This is a genomic window from Brevibacillus composti, from assembly GCF_016406105.1.
Lineage (GTDB): Bacteria > Bacillota > Bacilli > Brevibacillales > Brevibacillaceae > Brevibacillus > Brevibacillus composti.
In genome coordinates, this window is the sequence record NZ_CP066308.1 from 1,395,000 (window position 1) to 1,412,882 (window position 17,883).

The 17,883-nt window shown below is 56.4% G+C and carries 20 protein-coding genes; 11 read left to right on the plus strand and 9 right to left on the minus strand.

What is annotated here, in order from left to right; genetic code table 11:
- Nucleotides 1-125 precede the first annotated feature (125 nt).
- The 5 genes from surE (at nucleotide 126) to JD108_RS07210 (ending at nucleotide 4,040) form a co-directional block, all read left to right on the plus strand.
- On the plus strand, nucleotides 126-971 hold the full coding sequence (gene surE, locus JD108_RS07190; RefSeq protein ID WP_198829179.1) for a 5'/3'-nucleotidase SurE: 846 nt from the start codon (nucleotides 126-128) through the stop codon (nucleotides 969-971).
- Nucleotides 961-2,031, plus strand: a complete 1,071-nt coding sequence (locus JD108_RS07195; protein WP_198829180.1) for a hypothetical protein — start codon at nucleotides 961-963, stop codon at nucleotides 2,029-2,031. Before surE ends, JD108_RS07195 begins: the two co-directional genes overlap by 11 nt.
- Before the next feature lie 116 nt (nucleotides 2,032-2,147).
- The gene (locus tag JD108_RS07200; RefSeq protein ID WP_198829181.1) at nucleotides 2,148-2,633 is read left to right on the plus strand and encodes a hypothetical protein; all 486 of its coding nucleotides are present in this window, start codon (nucleotides 2,148-2,150) and stop codon (nucleotides 2,631-2,633) included.
- 70 nt (nucleotides 2,634-2,703) lie between these two features.
- Entirely contained in the window at nucleotides 2,704-3,282 is a 579-nt protein-coding gene (gene thpR / locus JD108_RS07205; protein WP_198830024.1) for an RNA 2',3'-cyclic phosphodiesterase, read from the plus strand.
- 89 nt (nucleotides 3,283-3,371) lie between these two features.
- Nucleotides 3,372-4,040: a hypothetical protein gene (locus JD108_RS07210; RefSeq protein WP_198829182.1), complete on the plus strand. Its 669-nt coding sequence runs from the start codon at nucleotides 3,372-3,374 to the stop codon at nucleotides 4,038-4,040.
- Between the two features lie 137 nt (nucleotides 4,041-4,177).
- On the opposite strand, the gene JD108_RS07215 is transcribed toward JD108_RS07210, so the two are convergent.
- The 5 genes from JD108_RS07215 to JD108_RS07235 form a co-directional block, all read right to left on the minus strand.
- Complete coding sequence (locus JD108_RS07215) at nucleotides 4,178-4,654, minus strand: chemotaxis protein CheW (protein WP_198829183.1); 477 nt, start codon at nucleotides 4,652-4,654, stop codon at nucleotides 4,178-4,180.
- Nucleotides 4,655-4,779: 125 nt separating this feature from the next.
- On the minus strand, nucleotides 4,780-5,100 hold the full coding sequence (locus tag JD108_RS07220) for an AzlD domain-containing protein (protein WP_198829184.1): 321 nt from the start codon (nucleotides 5,098-5,100) through the stop codon (nucleotides 4,780-4,782).
- Nucleotides 5,097-5,837, minus strand: a complete 741-nt coding sequence (locus JD108_RS07225) for an AzlC family ABC transporter permease (RefSeq protein WP_198829185.1) — start codon at nucleotides 5,835-5,837, stop codon at nucleotides 5,097-5,099. Before JD108_RS07225 ends, JD108_RS07220 begins: the two co-directional genes overlap by 4 nt.
- A complete protein-coding gene (gene pdxR, locus JD108_RS07230) occupies nucleotides 5,834-7,258 on the minus strand; it encodes a MocR-like pyridoxine biosynthesis transcription factor PdxR (protein WP_198829186.1) in 1,425 nt (474 codons plus the stop codon). The genes JD108_RS07225 and pdxR overlap by 4 nt, the downstream gene beginning before the upstream one ends.
- A gap of 163 nt (nucleotides 7,259-7,421) precedes the next feature.
- On the minus strand, nucleotides 7,422-7,943 hold the full coding sequence (locus JD108_RS07235; protein WP_198829187.1) for an ADP-heptose synthase: 522 nt from the start codon (nucleotides 7,941-7,943) through the stop codon (nucleotides 7,422-7,424).
- A 130-nt stretch (nucleotides 7,944-8,073) separates the two neighbouring features.
- Between JD108_RS07235 and JD108_RS07240 the strand changes: the two genes are divergently transcribed.
- Nucleotides 8,074-8,742 carry a TerC family protein gene (locus tag JD108_RS07240; RefSeq protein WP_198829188.1) on the plus strand — a complete coding sequence of 223 codons (669 nt, stop codon included), beginning with the start codon at nucleotides 8,074-8,076 and terminating at the stop codon, nucleotides 8,740-8,742.
- A gap of 102 nt (nucleotides 8,743-8,844) precedes the next feature.
- Here JD108_RS07240 and JD108_RS07245 read toward each other — a convergent pair whose 3' ends face one another.
- The gene (locus JD108_RS07245) at nucleotides 8,845-9,462 is read right to left on the minus strand and encodes a MerR family transcriptional regulator (protein WP_198829189.1); all 618 of its coding nucleotides are present in this window, start codon (nucleotides 9,460-9,462) and stop codon (nucleotides 8,845-8,847) included.
- Between the two features lie 211 nt (nucleotides 9,463-9,673).
- Here JD108_RS07245 and JD108_RS07250 point away from each other — a divergent pair, with 211 nt between their 5' ends.
- From JD108_RS07250 to fabI, 3 genes are all read left to right on the plus strand, one after another.
- Nucleotides 9,674-10,408, plus strand: coding sequence for a ZIP family metal transporter (locus JD108_RS07250; RefSeq protein WP_198829190.1), 735 nt, complete (start codon nucleotides 9,674-9,676; stop codon nucleotides 10,406-10,408).
- 80 nt (nucleotides 10,409-10,488) lie between these two features.
- Nucleotides 10,489-10,659 carry a hypothetical protein gene (locus JD108_RS07255; RefSeq protein ID WP_198829191.1) on the plus strand — a complete coding sequence of 57 codons (171 nt, stop codon included), beginning with the start codon at nucleotides 10,489-10,491 and terminating at the stop codon, nucleotides 10,657-10,659.
- Nucleotides 10,660-10,771: 112 nt separating this feature from the next.
- Nucleotides 10,772-11,545 (plus strand): enoyl-ACP reductase FabI, encoded by a 774-nt coding sequence (gene fabI, locus JD108_RS07260; RefSeq protein ID WP_198829192.1) that lies wholly within the window; start codon nucleotides 10,772-10,774, stop codon nucleotides 11,543-11,545.
- A gap of 146 nt (nucleotides 11,546-11,691) precedes the next feature.
- On the opposite strand, the gene JD108_RS07265 is transcribed toward fabI, so the two are convergent.
- The gene (locus JD108_RS07265; RefSeq protein ID WP_198829193.1) at nucleotides 11,692-14,163 is read right to left on the minus strand and encodes an ATP-dependent helicase; all 2,472 of its coding nucleotides are present in this window, start codon (nucleotides 14,161-14,163) and stop codon (nucleotides 11,692-11,694) included.
- Nucleotides 14,164-14,293: 130 nt separating this feature from the next.
- A complete protein-coding gene (locus JD108_RS07270) occupies nucleotides 14,294-15,658 on the minus strand; it encodes a hemolysin family protein (protein ID WP_198829194.1) in 1,365 nt (454 codons plus the stop codon).
- 263 nt (nucleotides 15,659-15,921) lie between these two features.
- Between JD108_RS07270 and JD108_RS07275 the strand changes: the two genes are divergently transcribed.
- Nucleotides 15,922-16,557, plus strand: coding sequence for a YitT family protein (locus JD108_RS07275; protein ID WP_198829195.1), 636 nt, complete (start codon nucleotides 15,922-15,924; stop codon nucleotides 16,555-16,557).
- 31 nt (nucleotides 16,558-16,588) lie between these two features.
- Complete coding sequence (locus JD108_RS07280) at nucleotides 16,589-17,518, plus strand: MBL fold metallo-hydrolase (RefSeq protein ID WP_198829196.1); 930 nt, start codon at nucleotides 16,589-16,591, stop codon at nucleotides 17,516-17,518.
- Here JD108_RS07280 and JD108_RS07285 read toward each other — a convergent pair.
- The gene (locus JD108_RS07285; protein ID WP_198829197.1) at nucleotides 17,467-17,847 is read right to left on the minus strand and encodes a hypothetical protein; all 381 of its coding nucleotides are present in this window, start codon (nucleotides 17,845-17,847) and stop codon (nucleotides 17,467-17,469) included. The genes JD108_RS07280 and JD108_RS07285 overlap by 52 nt on opposite strands.
- Nucleotides 17,848-17,883: the final 36 nt, after the last annotated feature.

A 17,883-nucleotide genomic window follows, 5' to 3' on the forward strand; every position in this document is an offset into this window, starting at 1 on the left:
ATCCTTCGCGGATGCAGCCCTCCCGCCCTGATTTTTGATACAATAAGGGAAGACCTTGCCAAAATTCCGGATGCGGCTCGCCTGACAGATGGGGATAGCAGCGTCACGTAGAGGGAGGATATACCATGTTGCGTATTTTGATTACCAATGATGACGGAATTGAGGCGCTCGGCATTCGCAAATTGGCGGAAGCGTTGCTCGGTTTGCCCGAGGTGGAGATCTATGTCGTGGCACCCGCCAGTGAAAAGAGCGGCGTCGGACACGGCGTCACGTTTCGCAGTGCGCTCGCTCCATCGCCCCACCCGTTTTACGATTTGCCGGTAAAGGCCTGGGCCGTGGAAGGAAATCCGGCCGACTGCGTCAAAGGAGCCTACCACTTGCTGTTTGACGAAGAAACAAAGCCGGATATTGTCTTTTCCGGGATTAATGTAGGGACGAACCTCGGCAGAGACATCTACTACTCCGGTACCTGCAGCGGGGCCAGAGAGGCGGTCATTCTCGGCATTCCGGGCGTGGCTCTCTCCTATGACAACTGGTTCGATCAGGAGAACTACGGGGACGTCGTCGAGATCATCCGGCCGCTGCTCCAGATGTTTTGCGATCAGGCGCGGGGAGAGAAGCTGGTGCCGGAGGTTTTCTGGAACATCAATATCCCGCATCTGCCAAAGGAGAAAATACGCGGCGTGGTGCCTGCTGCACTGGCGATGAACCATTATGAAGACAAGTACAATCTGGAAGCGGGGGGATACTGGCTCACCCGGGAATATCCGGACCGGAGCAACCCGGCACCGGAGGAAGACTACTACTTGGTGCAGCGGGGGTACATCTCGGTCACTCCGGTACATATCGACGCGACAGACCGTGTTCTGCTGGAAAAAATGCTGGAATGGCCGCTAGTCAAACAATGGAACGGTCAATCGAACAGTCAGACGGGCGGCAAACCGAACGGAGATAGGCAAAATGAAGAATGAAGACGATTTTTGGCCACAACTGGCTCCCGATCCTGACCGGGCATCGCCGACATCCCAAACCCAGGGAGAGGTGCTGGACCCGGATCGGTACCGGGACCTGTATCAATTGGCTGAGACAGAGGGACTGCCCTATTTTGCCCGGCTAGGGGCAGCGGGCGACGTCGAATTGTTTCTCGTTTTTGAGAGCATCGATGCCTTTACGGACGCCACCCGTGACGCTGTTTCCGTGGAATGCAAGACGTACCGCAGCAAATTCCTGGCGGTGATCTGGACGCTTTCCGATCCGCTCCATCCGCTGGGCTTTCCGCTCTCCTTTGACATCAAGCGTGCAGAGGAGCGCTACATGGCCTTGCGCATGCTGGAGCAGGAGGAGGTCCTGCTCCACTACCTGGCCTACGAAGAGGGGCAGCTGACCCATATCTACACCGAAGGGATCAGCTTTAGCGCCGAAGAGAAGAGACAGGGGCACGGCATGATCGAGGCCCTCTATTACGATCGGGCGGACGCTCTCCCCGAGGAGGCCGAGGTGCAGGAGGTCGCCGAAGCACAGAGCGTCCCGCTCTCCTTTCTCTCAGACCGCACGCTCGGGGAAGCGGGGACGGCCTATCTGGTCGACTTCGACAGACTGAAGGAAAAACACGGAGAGGAGGAGGCGCAGCATCTCCTGATGAGCACCATTCACCAGGCCGTGTGGGTGATGCGCCGCCATGCCCGCAGCGAGGTGAGAGAGACGTCCTTTACGATATGGGCGGCGGAAAAGGACGGGCTGCTCCGACTGATCGTGACACCTGCCATGTTCGATCTGTTTGAGGTTGTGCACATGGCGGAAGAAGAGGCCAACCCGTTTTCCCGCTTTCTTTTCACCTTGCCGGAATTCCTCTCCACCGAATCAGCGGAGCCGCTCCTTCATGGAGCCTATCCGCTGACTCGCCTGGAGGGAGGCACGCTCTACCATATTGAGCTGGATGAAGAGAGCGGACAGCGTCTCGCGGGGCTGTACGGCCGGCTATACGGGCCGCGTTTTCCGGAGACGGTGAATCCGTATGATAGTCCTCGTTAACTTCTGTACAGCTGCTCTCGCCGAAAAAGGAGAAAAGTAGTCACCTTTCAACAAAGGAAAGGGGAAGCAGCAGTGCGAAGAGGTAGAGAGAGATTTACCATGGAAGGGTGAGGAGGATGAATTCCGTGCATCCAGAGATTGTTGAGGCCATCTCCGACTGTGCCCGTCTTTTTCAGGGAGAGATAGACAAGCTGGCAGAGACCTATTCACTTACAGTAGACAACCGTTTTCCCGCATTGGACCTGCATGTTCACCCGCATTTCCAGGCGACGCTGGAGTACGCGCTCTGGGCCGACGCAGGGGTCATCGCGGTCAAAGGAAAGCTGAACCTCGACCAGGAGAAGATGCGGTGTGAATCGGTTTTGGTCACGATGAAATTCTCCCTGACCTGTGAACCGCAGAGCGATATCGACTTCAAAAAGCTGCGCATCGAAGAGATCCTCTACGGCGAAGGGGAATTATGCTGGAGTGACCAGCCTGCAGGACTTACGGACCATCTGGAGCTGACGATCACCTTCCAGACGAAGCCAGGAGCGAGCAGAATGAATGAATACGTGCGCGGCGTTCTGGGTATCATAACCGGAAAGATGCTGGCCGCCTAGAGGGCTCCCCGTCCTGACGGGCGAGCCTTTTTTTGGTCGAAAACTGGAATGAGGGAGGGACTTGAAGCGGATGCGTCTTTTTGTGGCTCTGGACATACCAGAGGAAGCGGCCGATTACATCGCCGACGTGCAAAAGAAAGTGCGCGGGGAAATTCGCGCGGAACGCTGGCAATCGCTGCATAATTTGCATCTCACCCTTCATTTTCTGGGGGAGGTCCATGAAGAGCTGGTCCCCGCCCTGTGTACGGACATGGATATCGTAAGCGAAATCATCGCGCCGTTTTCTCTGCAAATCGGCGGATTCGGCGCATTCCCCCACCCGGAGCGTCCGCGCGTGCTCTGGCTGGGCCTGCGCGGGGAGATCGACCCGCTGAAGCAGCTTCATCTGCTGCTCGGCAAACGCTTTGACCTCCATCATGGGCTTTCCTATGACAAAAAGAAATACAGCCCACATATCACCCTGGCGCGGGGGCCGAAGACGGGGCCTGGCGGCGTGCCTGCGGCCGATTGGAACGAACGCTTTTTGCGGGCAGAGCCGCCCAGCTGGAGGGTGAACAGCTTTCATCTGTATCGGTCGGAGCTGAAGCCGGAAGGGGCTGTGCATACGGTCATCCACACGAGCCGATTTGCGAAAGATCACGGCAAGTAATCGCCATCCGGTGAATAAACTGGTAGAGAGAACCATGGCTCACACCGTGTGATACCAGGGAGAGCCTGCCGGAGGGCGGTGGGAATCGGATGGGTGAGTTCACAACCGGGATGTTGTATCCGCGAAAATACGAACCGAAGGTATTGATCGCTCTGCCAAAATCGCGGCAGCCGTATTTTCACCGGAACATCAACCGGGACTGGAATGCCTTTTTTTTGCGTGATGAGTGGCTGGAGACAGCCCAAACCTTGCAGTTTATCCTGCACTTATCCCGCCAATGTGTTCCGCTGCTCTGGTTTCATGACGCGGAGGACGACGGCTGGGGATACCGGCTCTTTGATGCTGGCTACGAGGTCTCTTCGGCGACGATCAGCTACTCGCTGGACGCGGACATGGCCGAGAGCGAGTTTTGTCGCCGGTACCCTGAAGTGGATCTGCACCAAGCCATTATGGAAAGCGAGGATGTTCGGAATACCTATGAAGAGATTCTGAACAGAGTCATACGCTCAGAGGAGTACAGGCGGGAGGTGAGCAAAGGCATCAGCCGCGTCTGTCCGCCTTGCTTCGCGCGGATCGTCGGCCACAAGCAGGTGCAGCAGCTCCGTTCGCTGTTTGATTTGCAGCTGTTGACGGATGTCGACGAGGAGACAGGCGCATCTCTCCTCTACGATTCCGTCGATCTGTTCAAGGAAATACTGGGCATCGAGGAAATGATGTGGGTCAATTACACCTATCTGGCGAGCGGCGGTCAGAAATAAGGGGAATGCAGCGCGAACAGTACAGTCGGCGATGGGCAGCTGCCGGGAAGTCGACCGGGAAAAAGAACGAGCGTGCACGCAGCCAAAAGAAAAACAGGCAGAAGGATCCGCCTGTTTTTTTGTTTTGGGGTTGTCTGTTATTTCTTCCATTGGGAGAAAATCTCGTCTACGTCCAGCAGCATTACGAGCTTGTCCTGCATCCGGGCAATCCCGCTGAGGAATTTGCCATCGACACCGGCTACAATCGGCGGAGCGGGCTCGATCAGCGAGGATGGGATATGCATGACCTCGGAGACAGCCTCGACGACGATCCCAATATTCAGCCCTTCCATTTGCAGGTCGACAAAACGGCTTTCCTCCGTAAGCGGCAGCGGCTCCAGGCCGAACATGATTCTGAGGTTGATAATCGGCAGGATGCGCCCGCGCAAATCGATGACGCCTTCGACATATGGGGGAGATTTGGGAAAACGGGTGACCGGCAAAGGTTTGATAATTTCCTTCACCAACGAGATCGGCAAGCCGTAATACTCATTACCCATTTGAAAGAGAATCGAATGGACTGTATTTTCTTCTGAATTCCAATCCGTATCTCCGCGTTGTTTCACCGTTTCCATTACGTGGTCCCTCCCAAGATCCTTTTGCAATCTATTCCCTTATTGTACCACGGCCAAACCAGAGAGGGAGGGAAATTTTCTCAAAAGTGGAGCGGCAGAAAAGCTTCCGTCCCATATCGACAGGACTACCAGGGAAAAAGGCCCAGAGATGACGCGACCACGACCCCCAGACTCACGCCGAAGCTGAGGAAAATATTTTTGCTGAGGGCCATCACGAGGAGGCAGATCAAGCTGGCTGCCAGAAACAGCGGCTGAATGACAAAGGTGCCGGACTGGACGAAAAGAGAAGGGAAGACCAGCGACGCAAATATTCCCAAGGGAATAAAACTGAGCCCGTTTCGCAGGCGGGGCGAAAAATGCTTGCTGGGCAGACGGAGAAAGGCCCGCCGCGAAAAATAGGTGAGCGCCGCCATGATCGCGAATAGCAGCAGCGTAGGGATGGTCATGCCGATTCAACTCCTCTGGTGTCTTCTTTCTCTCCCTGCTCTTCCTCCGCGTCCTTGGCGGGCAGCGCGTAACCGATGGCAAAAGCCAGGCAGCCGGCGATCAGGACGGGCAGGCCGGTGGGGACGACAAATGACAATCCCACAGCGAGGGCCCCGCAGAGCAAAAAGGTCAAAATACGGATGAGGGAAGACAACTGATAATAGGCGAGCGCCAGAAACATGGCCGTAAAGCTGAAGCCCAGTCCGAGCGCCGCGGGATCGGGAATCCAGCTCCCTGCGGCGGTTCCGATCCAGGTCCCGGCGCACCAGCCTGCGTACAGGCTCACGCTGACGCTCACGATATAGGGAAGATCACTTTGATGATGGCGAAAACGGTTCAAGGTGACAGCGTATTGTTCGTCTGTCAAAAAGAAGGCCAGCGCATTCACCTGAGAACGGGAAAACTGCTGATAATGCGGCGATATCGACAAGGCCATCAGGAAATGGCGCAGATTCAACAGGCAGGTAGTCAATATGATGGCCCAGATGCCCGCTTGCTCGGCGATCATGGAGCTGGCGGCAAACTGTGCCGCACCGGAGTAGACCAGCAGGGACATGGCGACGCTTTCCCAGGAAGAGAGCCCCGCCTGCCCAGCCATCATGCCGAAAATGGCGCCAAACAGCACGTAGCTGGCGATCAGAGGAAGCGCGTCCAGCAGCCCTTGCTTCCAGGAAGAGTGGGGTGTTTCGTTTTTCATGAAAGTAGCTCCTTTCGCGATTGCAAAACATGGTCGATGATCTTCATCCCGCGGTCGATCTGGTCGGTGCGCTCATGCGTAAAGCACAGGCGGATATAGGGCTGCTCGGCCTCACGCAAAAGGAACATATCCCCGCAGGTAAAGGAGACGCCTTGCTGCAGACATTCAGTCATCAACTGGCGCGGATTGATCTCCTCTGGGAGGGAGACCCAGAAGTAAAAGCCGCCGGCAGGACGTTCGTAGCGGATTCCCAGCGGGCGGAATCGATCCAGATGACCGGCCATGATGGCGGCTTGCTCGGCATATTGCTTGCGTACCTCCTGCAGATGAGGCCGCAGCGCATCATCCCGCAGATAAGCGGCGAGAGCGAGCTGGCCCAGTGTATTGGTCGTAATGGACAGCTCCTTCATCCTCGTCAGGAGCCGGGCAAAGGAGCGATTGGCCGCTACCCAGCCGACCCGCAGGCCGGGAAAGAGCAGCTTGGAAAAGGTGTTCAGGTAAATCACATTCCCCGTCCGGTCCATCGATTTCAGCGAAGGGGGCGGCTCCGCGTCCAGATGGAGGTGGCGGTACGCGTCGTCTTCGACGATCGGCAGCTGATAGCGCTCACTGAGGGCGAGCAGTTTTTTGCGCCTGTCCAGCGACATCGTCCAGCCGGTCGGATTATGGTACGTCGGGACCGTGTAGAGAAAGCGCGGCCGATAGCGTGCGAGGATCCCCTCCAACACATCGATGCGCATGCCGTTTGCATCCATCGGAACGGGAATGATCTGGACACCGAGCGATTGAAACAGCTGGAGCGACCCAAAATAGGTGGGCATCTCCGTCACGACCAGATCGCCGGGCCGGGCCAAGAGCGAGGTGATCAGATAGAGTCCCTCTTGGGAGCCGCTGGTTATCACTACCTGTTCGGGCGAGGAGATGGGCTCCATGTCCATCCAGGCGACCAGCCGCTCTCTCAGCTCAGGCAGCCCCTGTACCGAAGTAAAGTAGTAGGAGTGAAGCTGCTCCGCCGTACTTTTGACGTAATCGGAAAAGCAGGAGGATTCCAGCGTGTGCTTGCCGCCGTCCCCATGCGCAAAGTTGATCGTGTTTGGATAGGTATCCGTAACGGAAAGAAGTTCGGCCATATGGGAGGGAGCCGCGGCCAGCTTGCCCGAAGCCTGCTTTCCCCAATGCGTCTGGGCATGCGAAGGAGCGGGATGCAAGGCTTCGACGTAGCGGCCGCTGCCCATCCTGCTGACGATAAAGCCCTCCGCTTCCAGCTCGGAATAGGCACGGACGATGGTATTGCGGCTCACGCCCAACTGCTCGGCCAGTTTTCTCTCCGGGGGCAAAGGGGAGCCAATTGCTATTTCGCCGCTTAATATTTCGTATCGCAATTGGTTGTATACGCGCGTATAAATCGCTTTGCGTCCCATGATGTCGCCTCTTTTTTTATCTTACTGTTGACCCTACTATACGCTCAAACAAATCGAAATAAAAGAGCCAATTTTCTGCCGATAAAAAGCCACAGACCGGTGAGGAGTTCCCCGCCGGTCTGTGCTGCTTCTTTTCCCTTGGCATCTGAGTCGCTTTTCCGCTTTATGGTTCACGCAGCTCTTTTAAGGAGATGCCTTGTTCCAATGCAAACTCAAAGTCATCGATATCATAGAACTGGACAGGCACGACATACTCCAAAATCCGATCCTGGTAGTCTGGCTGATCGGTGATCACGGGGATGTCAAAATGCATACCGGTCAGTAAAATCTGTGTTTCTACCGGGTCGAACAGCTCTCCCCAAAAGGCCGTATCCTCTACCTTGACCACCTGGATGGTGACGCCGCCGGGAAAGGTAAACGGAATGCAGGACCAGGGGGCGATCAATCCTTTTTCCAGGCGTTTGCGATTAAAAGGATCGGCAAAAAACTGGCTCATTTCGCGCATCACCTTGCGGACATGCATATCGTCATCCGGGTCGGGCATAATCGGTTCGGGGCTATGGTAAAATTCATCCAATTCATAGATCGTCGATGAAGGGATAAAATATTCGACAGGTTGCGAAGGTGCCATCAATTCCCCGTAGATGGCCAACATGATCGCTTCGATAACGAATTGTTTCGACATTTCGACAACCCTCCCTGCTACCATCATACTGAAATAACAGGTTGACAACAACCCCGGACAGGCATAGGATAATGATTGTTTTTTTCATGGATGAACGAGGAACACTAGGAACTGACAGGGGGCGCAGGAATTGTTTGATCCGGAGTTTTTTTCAGCGTTGTTGCTAATCATCACGATCAATATTGTTCTGAGCGGAGATAATGCGGTGGTCATCGCCATCGCATGTCGAAAATTGACGCCGGCCCATCGGAAGAAAGCCATTTTCTGGGCGACGGGCCTCGCGATCATCGTCCGGATCATCGCCACAGCGCTGGCGGTATACCTGCTTCAAATCCCGTACCTCTACCTGGTCGGCGGCCTCATTCTCATCTGGATCAGCTACAAGCTGCTTTTGGAGGATGAGAACGAGGGCGAGATCCACGCGAGTGACAATCTGGTGCAGGCGGTAAGGACGATCGTCATCGCCGATATCATGATGGGATTGGATAATGTGCTGGCGATCGCAGGCGCGGCCGGCGGAGATTTGATGCTGATTATTCTGGGGCTTTTGATCAGCATTCCGATCATGGTATTTGGAAGCCAGTTAATCCTGAAGGCGATGGAGCGATTCCCCTGGCTGGTTTACTTAGGCTCGGGCGTCCTCGCCTGGGCGGCAGCCAAAATGATTTTCGAAGAGAAAGCGATCGCCCCCTGGATGGCCGGCCGGGACTATGTCGAGGCAGTGGCCAAGATCGCGATCGTCGCGGCAGTATTGCTGCTCGGGTACCTGCAGCGCAAGCGGAACGCAAAACTGGCCTAATTAATGGGCAGAACAGTTCTTTATCAAAAGGAAAAAACGGTGTGGAGGCGCGCTTCATGAGACACCCCGTGTTTGTTCGAAACATAAAAAAAAGCAGGACATCTATTGCCCTGCTGTCAGATCGCGGCCTGAGCGCGTAAACCAGCGGAACGGATTGAGCGACCAGCGGGACTGGTGGCGCTCGAAGCGCTCTTTTCTCCTAGTCAAGCGCTGCTGCATCAAATCCATCTCAAACGTGACGCGGCGCATTTCCAGACGCAGCGACTCCTGCATTTCTTCGATATCGGCCAGCTTTTGCAGCAGCGTCGACTGCATCTGGCTCATATGGGAGAGCTGGGCCAGCTCTTGTTGAAATTGTACGATCGCCTCCGTGATGGCCACCTGCATCTCTTGCGGTGAGGCGGCACCCTGCCCGGAAACCGCCAGCGCTTGTTCATCGGCGGCAGCGACTTCGCTCTCGGTCAAGATGGATGCGGGAAGGCGGCCCTCCTCGATCAGCTGACGCTGGATTTCACGCAGCGACTGCTTGCCTTCCTCTTTTCTTTCCTTGACCTCGCGCAAGAGGGAAAACCCAGTCTCGCTGATCAGGTAGTGACCCTGCGGATTTTTCAGCCTCTCCTGAACCGGAACGAACATCTCCAGCCAATTTCTCAGTGTTCGCACATGAACATCCAGTCGATCTGCCACTTCTTTGGAAGCCATCCAAACTTGTACATCCATTCGAATCACTCCTTTTTTCCCCGTCAGATATTCCCGGTTGTCCCATTATAGCACCAATTTTTCCCGGCAAGAGATTCTCGACAAAGGTTCTAAAAACTAGTGCTATTTCGGGTAATTTCGGACAGGCTTCCGTACTTTGTCGATACACATATTGACGGGGACAGGCGCGTAGAATGGAAGGAATACACCCGGTAGGAGGGAAGGCGGTCGGATGCAGCCATTCATACCGCTCGTCCTGCTGATGGCCGCAGTGGCAAGCAGCATTGGCGGGCTTTTGTTATGTGTACGGGCGTGGTCGGAAAAATCGCTGTTTGCGATGATCAGCGTCGGAGCGGGCCTGCTTCTGGCCATTACGCTGACGGAGATGCTGCCCCATACGTTGCAGGAGGGCGGCGGACGGGTGATGCCGTTTGTCCTGGTGGGCTTTTCGCTGCTGTTTTTGCTGGATTGGCTCAGTCATCCGGGGGATACGGGGAGCGGGACCGGAGCGGCCAGCGTAATCGGCGTCTTATCCGGCTTCCTGCTCCATGCTTATGTCGAGGGCCTCTCGCTGGTGGCCAGCTTCTGGCTGGACCGGCAGCTGGGCTGGTCCGTGCTGCTGGCGATGCTTTTGCACAAAGTGCCGGATGGGGTGGTGGTCGCTTCCCTGCTGCTCGCGGTGACGCGCTCGCGAGTAAAAGCGTTATGGGGAGCTACGGGTCTCGGGCTTGCCACGCTAGCAGGCGCCTTCAGCTTTCAACTGGCGGAGCCGTTTTTGCGCAAGGAGTGGTTCCCGGTCTTGATGGCGCTGACGACAGGCGTATTTCTCTACGTCGCGGCGACGCATTTGATCCCCTATTTGCTGCGTGAGCGAAAGGAAGGGCTGGGTCTCTGGTTTCTGGCCGGCATGGCCGCCTATCTGCTGTTCCTGTCTCTCTTCCACCATGGTCCCCATCTTCATGCATAAACGGACTTTCCGCTAGCAAGCCTAATAACATCCTTTTTGCATGAAGATGCGATCATCAGGGTTGGAAAGGAGCGATTTACATGGATCAGACAAATGCGAATGAAAAGCAGGAGTATCTGACAGAATTGGGGGCGGAATTCCCGGCAACGGGCACACCGCTCAATCCGGTGGAGGAGGCCTGGGCTTTCGCAGACACGCCGGCGACCGCCCCGGTCGATGATCTGGCGGAAGCGATGCAGCAAGGAGAGTAAAGGCGGGCAAACGGCTCGGCCCTTTTGCAAGTTTTCCCCGTGAATGTTCTCGTAACCGCGGACAAGATCGGTTATAATGGCAGGGAAATACGTGTGAAGGGGCCGATACATAATGGTTAACTTGTTGGAAGGGAAAAATATCGTCATCATGGGTGTGGCCAACCATCGAAGCATCGCGTGGGGGATCGCCCAGTCGCTGAGCAAGGCGGGAGCCAATCTGATTTTCACGTATCAGGGTGAGCGGCTCCGCGATAACGTAGCCAAATTGACAGAAGAGCTGGAGCGCGAATCCCTCCTGATCAACTGTGACGTGACCAAGGATGAGGAAGTCGAAGCGGCGTTTGCCGAAATCAAGGAAAAAGTCGGAGTCATCCATGGACTCGCGCACTGCATCGCCTTTGCGAAGACCGAGGAGCTGGAAGGGGAGTTCGTCAACACCTCCCGCGACGGCTACGCACTGGCGCAGGATATCAGCGCCTACTCTCTGGTGGCAGTGGCACGGGCAGCCCGTCCGCTGATGACCGAAGGCGCCAGCATCGTGACGATGACCTACCTCGGCGGCGAGCGCGTCGTGCCGAACTACAATGTGATGGGCGTAGCCAAAGCGGCGCTGGATGCATCCGTTCGCTATCTGGCCAGCGATCTGGGCAAGGAAAATATCCGCGTCAATGCGATCTCGGCCGGACCGATCCGCACACTGGCGGCCAAAGGGATCCGCAATTTCAACAGCGTCCTGAAGGAAATCGAGGAGAGAGCGCCGCTCCGCCGTACGATCGATCAATCCGAGGTGGGCGACACCGCGCTGTTCCTGATGAGCCATCTGTCCCGCGGCATTACGGGAGAAATCATCCACGTCGATGCGGGCTACAGCATCATGGGCAAATAAGAGAGAAGAGAGCAGTTTCTTTTGGCGAATAAAAGGCTCCCTGACGCCGCATGCTAGAAAAAATGCGGAAGGGAGCCTTTGTCATGTTTCCGATTATCACCAATATGGAAGAATGGCTAATTTATATGGGCGGCGGCGTGGATCGCCTATCTGCCCATTTCGGAGATGAAGCGGGAGTGCCGGGTCCGTCGTCCGAAGCGCTCGCGGGGGATGCCGACACAGAGGGAATGTCTGGCTCTGGTGATCGCGACGTATAAGAGGCGCCGCTCTTCCTCCAGCGCGGCTTGATTGCCTTTGCGCAGGGCATCCAGCGCGTACTCATGCGGGAGGGAGCCCTCCACCAGATCGGGCAGAAAGACGTGATCAAACTCCAGGCCTTTTGCCCGGTGAATACTGAGGACCTGTACCCCTTCTCCCGGGAGTGGCTGCTGATGGCGCCACTCCTTTTCCTGTCTGGCCATCTGATCGATGTACTGGAGAAAGCCGGCCACCGTCTCATGGCGTTTGGCGGCTGAGAGCAGCTGCTGCAATTCGTCCGCGCTGCTGTCTCTGCTGTCATCCCGCTCTTTTGCCCGCTTTTTCAGGTAGTCGCGCAGGCGGCAGTCTTCGTAGATCAGCTCGAGTGCCTGCGCGGGGGGGCAGGAGGCGGCAGCCGTGAGCACATCCGCTGCCGTCTGGAGCTGTTTGCGCTGAAACGCTTTCCACTGCGGCAGCTTGGGAAGCACGTGCAGGATCGGGACATCCTCTATGATCGCCTGACTGCGGACGGCATTCCACATCTCCTGGGAAATATAGAGCGTGGGCAGGATCTCCTTCAGCGACGCGTGATCGTCGGGATCGAGCGCCAGGCGCAGGTAGGAGAGCACCCAGCGGACCGTCTGCCGCTGGTAAAAGGAATCCTCCTCCTGCGAATAGTGAAAGGGGATGCCCGCTTCGCTCAGCTGCTCCAGAATCGGCCGGGCAGACTCGTGGGTGCGGTAGAGAATGGCGCATTCGCCGGGCGGAGTGCCCTCCCCGAGGCGATGCCGAATCTCATCGACGATGCGGGCCGCCTGCTCTTCCTCGTCGTCCGGTTCGAACAGATAGGTGTCCCCCTCTTCGGCATGGTAGGAGAGGCACTCTTTTTGCCAGCGCGAACGGTTGTGGCCGATCAGCGAAAAACCGAGTCCGACGATGGAGGAGCGGGAGCGGTAATTAACCTCGAGGGTAATGGTTCGAGCCTCCGGGAAATCTTGGGTAAAGCCGAGTATGTATTGCGGATCGCTGCCGCGAAAGCCGTAGATGGACTGGTCGTCGTCGCCGATGACGCAGAGATTGTTCTGCGGGGCGGCGAGCAGCTTCACGGTCTCATACTGGATGCGGTTGATATCCTGAAACTCGTCGATCATCACATGGGTGATCCGCTCCTGATAGCGGCGCAGGACCTCTTCATTCTGCCGCAACAGCTCGTAGCAGCCGATCAGCATGTCGTCAAAGTCAAACCAGCCGGCCCGTGATTTGGCTTCCTCGTAAAGCGGGTACAGCTGCTGGGCCAAACGTTCGCTGTCATCAGCGGGTTCGCGCAAGGCAGCGGCATCCGGCAGCAGGTATTCGTTTTTCCAGCGGCTGATGACAGCCAGCGCGTCCAGCACCTCGCTCTCTTTTCGCGAGCCGAGATCGGACTGTGCCATCGCGCCGGACTCCCGCAGGAGCCGCCATTTTTGCCAGTCCTTTTTCAAGAGGCGCTGCTGGTCCCAGCGGTCGGGCTGATGAAAGAGCAACATCCGGTAAAAAATGCTGTGAAACGTGCCCGTCACCAGCTCGCGGGCTTGTCCGGCCGGCAGCTGCCTTGCGAGCCGCTGCTTAATTTCCTCGGCAGCCTTGGTCGTAAAGGTAACCACCATGATCTGCCGCGGAGAGAGGCCGTGCTCGCGGATCAGATGGGAGGTGCGGGCTGTCATGACCCGGGTCTTGCCGCTGCCGGCACCAGCGAGGATCAACAAAGGTCCGTCCGTCGCAAGCACGGCCTCCCGCTGCTGGGGGTGGAGCGGTTCATCGCGCTTCTCCGCGAGATGGGGGGTAGCCTTTTTCGGCTTCAGCCTTTTGCGGAAGAGCGGCGGCTTGGGCGGCTCCGCAGCGGATCGGCCGCCCGCCTCAGCGGTATGGATGCTCCGTTTTTTCGGCAGGCGGAAGGAGCCGAGGGAGATACTCTCATCTTCCTCGGCGGCAGCAGGCAGAGCGGATGCCGGCATCTCGATCGCTGCTTTCGTCTCAATCGCTGCTGCCATTTCTGGCGCTGCTGTCGTTTCCAGCGTTGCTGCGGTTTCTAGCGCTGCTGCCGTTTCCACCGCCGCCGCCCCCGTCTCGGCGGAAGACAAAAAAGCCTGGCGAATCAGCGGATCTGCCTGGGCACCCAGCCATTCTTCGGGAGGGATGTGAAGCTCCTGCCACTCGCAGGCGCTCCCCTCCGGGTGGACGAAACAGGGGTCAAAGCTGATCCCCGCATGCAGGCGAAGGGGAGCCAGGCAATGCGGACAGCGCACCCGGTCCTGCCGGGCGGCCCACCTCCAGGCGGCAATATGCTGGTATGTATCGGGGGTTAACCGGATGATGGCTTGGTCTAGCTGTGCGAATTTCATCGTGACACCTCAGCATCGTAGAGGGTGAGGCAGGAGCGCCCGATTGTTGCAGACGACCCGCCATGACTGGGAAAGAAGAAGTGCCCCCTGTGTTGTGCAGGGGACACTCTGCTTTTTCGCTTATCTGGATTCAGGACTGGGCGTGGAGCAGGTAGTTGTCTTCATTGTCAGCCAGCTCTTCGTCACCCAGATAGGAGATGCCGACCCGGGTAATCCGGTGGTTCTCCAGTTCAGAGATTGTGAACAAGTAGTTTTGGTATTGGACAGACTTGCCTTCGGCGACTTCTTCATTTAACTGACTGTACAGCCAGCCGGCAATGGTATCGACTTCATCTGAATGAATCACTACCGATATATAATCGCTCAATTCCGTCAGCAGGGTTTTCCCGGAAACCGACAGTTCATTATTGGCGCTTTCGATGTCTGGCCGCTCGTGCTCGTCGAATTCGTCCTGAATGTCTCCGACGATCTCTTCGAGAATATCTTCCATCGTGATCAGTCCGGCTGTGCCGCCGTACTCGTCGATGACGATAGCCATCTGTGAGCGGCGCTTCTGCATCAGGCGCAGCACATGGCTGATTTCCATCGACTCCGGCACGGTGAGCAGCGGGCGGAGGAAGTCTTTGAGATCGGCTTTCCCTTTTGTCAGCGCTGACAAGTAGAAGTCGGAGATGTGGACAAACCCGATAAGCCGGTCTTTGTCCTCATGAGCCACGGGAAAGCGCGAGTGACGGGATTCCCGCATAATGGCCAAATTTTCTTCAAAGGTATTGTCGTCGTAGAGACATACCATGTCGATGCGGGGGATCATGATCTCCCTGGCGAGGCGCTCCGAAAACTCGAAGACGTTATCCACCAGCGCGAGCTCCGTCTGATCGATGTGACCGCTCTTGTGGCTCTGATTGACCAGTAGGCGAATCTCTTCTTCGGTATGAGCCAGTTCGGTCTCGGTCGCGGGCTCGATCCCCAGACGGCGGATGAGAAAAAGGGCCGTCCCGTTCAGCATCCAGATCAGCGGATAGCTGAGCTTGTAAAAAAACATCAGCGGCGCAGCCGTCCACAGCGAGGTGGCTTCCGCTCTTTGAATTGCCAGCGATTTGGGGGCCAATTCTCCAAATACGATGTGCATGAAGGTGATGATGCCAAAGGCGATTGCCAGCGAGACCGGGGTAACCAGCATAGGCGGCAAGCCAAAGGACATCATTACGGGTTCGATGAATCGGGAAATGGCCGGCTCACCAACCCAGCCCAGACCGAGCGAAGCCAGCGTAATGCCGAGCTGGCAAGCGGACAGGTAGGCATCCAACTGCTTTGTCACTTTCTGTGCGTAAACCGCACTTTTGTTACCGTCACTCACCAGTTGGGCCAGTCGGGTTTGGCGTACTTTCACCAGCGAGAATTCTGCTGCCACGAAAAATCCGTTGAGCAATACCAGAAAGACAACGAGCAGCAGATTCAGGAGTATCTCCCCTATCGGACCTATCGGACTATCCAAGAAAGTCTCCACCCTTTCGCGACACAGAAAGGAGGAGATTCACCTCCATTTGTTATTCTCGTGATTCCTGTTACTATCCAATGTACGAATCCGGCATAGGAAACATTCGTATGCCTGATTATAAAGTAGTATACCAATAACAAAAGCAAAGAGTCAAAACCATCCGAATCGATCCGGCAGTTTTGGACAACGAAACACATACTCCCAAAGGCGGGAACATACAGTTAATCAGAGTAACCCTGTCCCCGGGAGGAGAGACTTGCATGATGTGGCTTCAAAAAGCAGCGGCGGTCCTGGCGGGAGGGATGTTCATCGGTGTCGGGATTAATCTGTTTCTCATCCCGCATCTATTGATGGATGGGGGAATGATCGGCATTGGCCTTCTGGCAAAATACCTTTTCCAGTGGCCGCCCGGGCTGTTCATGATCATCTGCAGCCTCCCGCTTTTTGCGCTGGTCTTCGTCTATGACCGCTACCTGTTTTACCGCAGCTTTCACGGAATGCTGATCGAGACATGTATCATCGATCTGTTCGCCCCGATGCGCGCCTGGAATCTCTGGACACTGCCGACGTCAGCGGTTGTCGGCGGCCTTATGATCGGGGTGGGAACAGGCTTGCTGCTGGCTTTTCAGACCAATACCGGCGGCACAGATATGCTCGCTCAGTTTTTGGCCCGCAGGACGCCGATTCCCGTCGCGCTCTATATCTTCATCATCGACGGCTTCATCGTCTGGGCCTCGCTTCCCGTCATCGGCTGGGAGCGCGCTGTTTTTTCTCTGTTTACCATCGTCGCTGTCGCGGTCTCAACCCACTTCGTCTACAACTACTGGCGGCAATCACCTCCGTATGTCGTGATTGGCCCGCTCAGCAGGGAAGCGGGACAGAGATGGAGAAACTAAGAAAAAACAGGGAAAGAATCGAGGGAACGCGATGGCACAGCATATATTGGAAATGATCACCGAACAGGTCGGCTATTTTCCCGGAAGCGTCAATATCGGCCTGGTGCGGGGACAGTCGGGAGCGATTCTGATCGACTCCGGGCTCGACACACAGACCGCGAAAAAGATAAAAAAAGGGCTGGACCAAATCGCCCAGCCGCTAAGCGCAATCGTACAGACTCACGCCCATGCCGACCATTTTGGCGGCAATGCCTATCTCCTCTCTTGCTGGCCGGAAGCTCAGGTGTACGCCCCGCCGCTGGAGGAAGCCGTCATCCGCTACCCGCTGCTGGAGCCCCTCTATCTCGGCATGGGGGCCCAGCCGCTGGATGAGCTGCGCAACAAGTTTTTGCTCGCGGAGGCTTCCCGTGTGGATCATCTGCTGCCGACAGAGGGTCAGGTGGAAATCGACGGTGTTCTGCTGGAGGTCATCTCCCTTCCTGGACATAGTTGGAATCAGGTGGGGCTCGTGGTGGAGGGGATCTGTTTTGCCGCCGACAGCTTTTTTGGCGAAGAGACGTTAAAAAAACACAAGCTGCCGTTTCTCGTGGATGCCCACGAGACGCTGCTCAGTCTGGTCAGACTGCTGGAATCCCCGTACCGCGGCTTTCTGCCGGGTCACGGACCGTACACCACCTCCCCGGAAGCTGTACTTACGGCAAACATACACTGTCATCGCCGGCTGTACGGGATCATCGAAGGTCTGCTGGCAGAAGAGAAGACGCTGGAAGAGACGCTGGCTCTCCTCTGTGAGCGTTTACAAATTTCCATTGAGAACGCGACGAGCTACGTGCTCTACCGTACGGCGCTCATGGGCTATTTCGTCGGACTTGTAAAAGAAAAGAGAATCGGGTATCGCTTCGCAAACAATCAATGGCTGTGGGGAAAACTGCCTTTGGCGGAAGTAGGACGCGAGAGGTAGTCGCCGATCTCCGCCAGCTTGTGTTCGGCTGCTTCGCGGATTTCCTTGGGAATGGCCAAGAATTCTTCGCCGGGTGTATGGAGATACATTTTCGCTTCGAGATAGGGGCGGCCCAATCTGACGGTCAACTCACCGGTGTCGGTCGGTTTGCCGGTAATAGTAGCGGGGATTCGGAGAAAATAGGAACTGCTGGTGGCGGAGTCGTAGATGACGAGGTGGTAGCTGGGCGTATCTCCGCCTGACGGGGAAAAGCCTTGCTGCCGCAGCATCTTGTCGACGTAGGCAAGCGGCTGGACGACACCAGTCAGGTTTTTGCTCTTTAACCGCATGGACATCCTCCTTGGCTGACGTTGTAAATGCGTGTT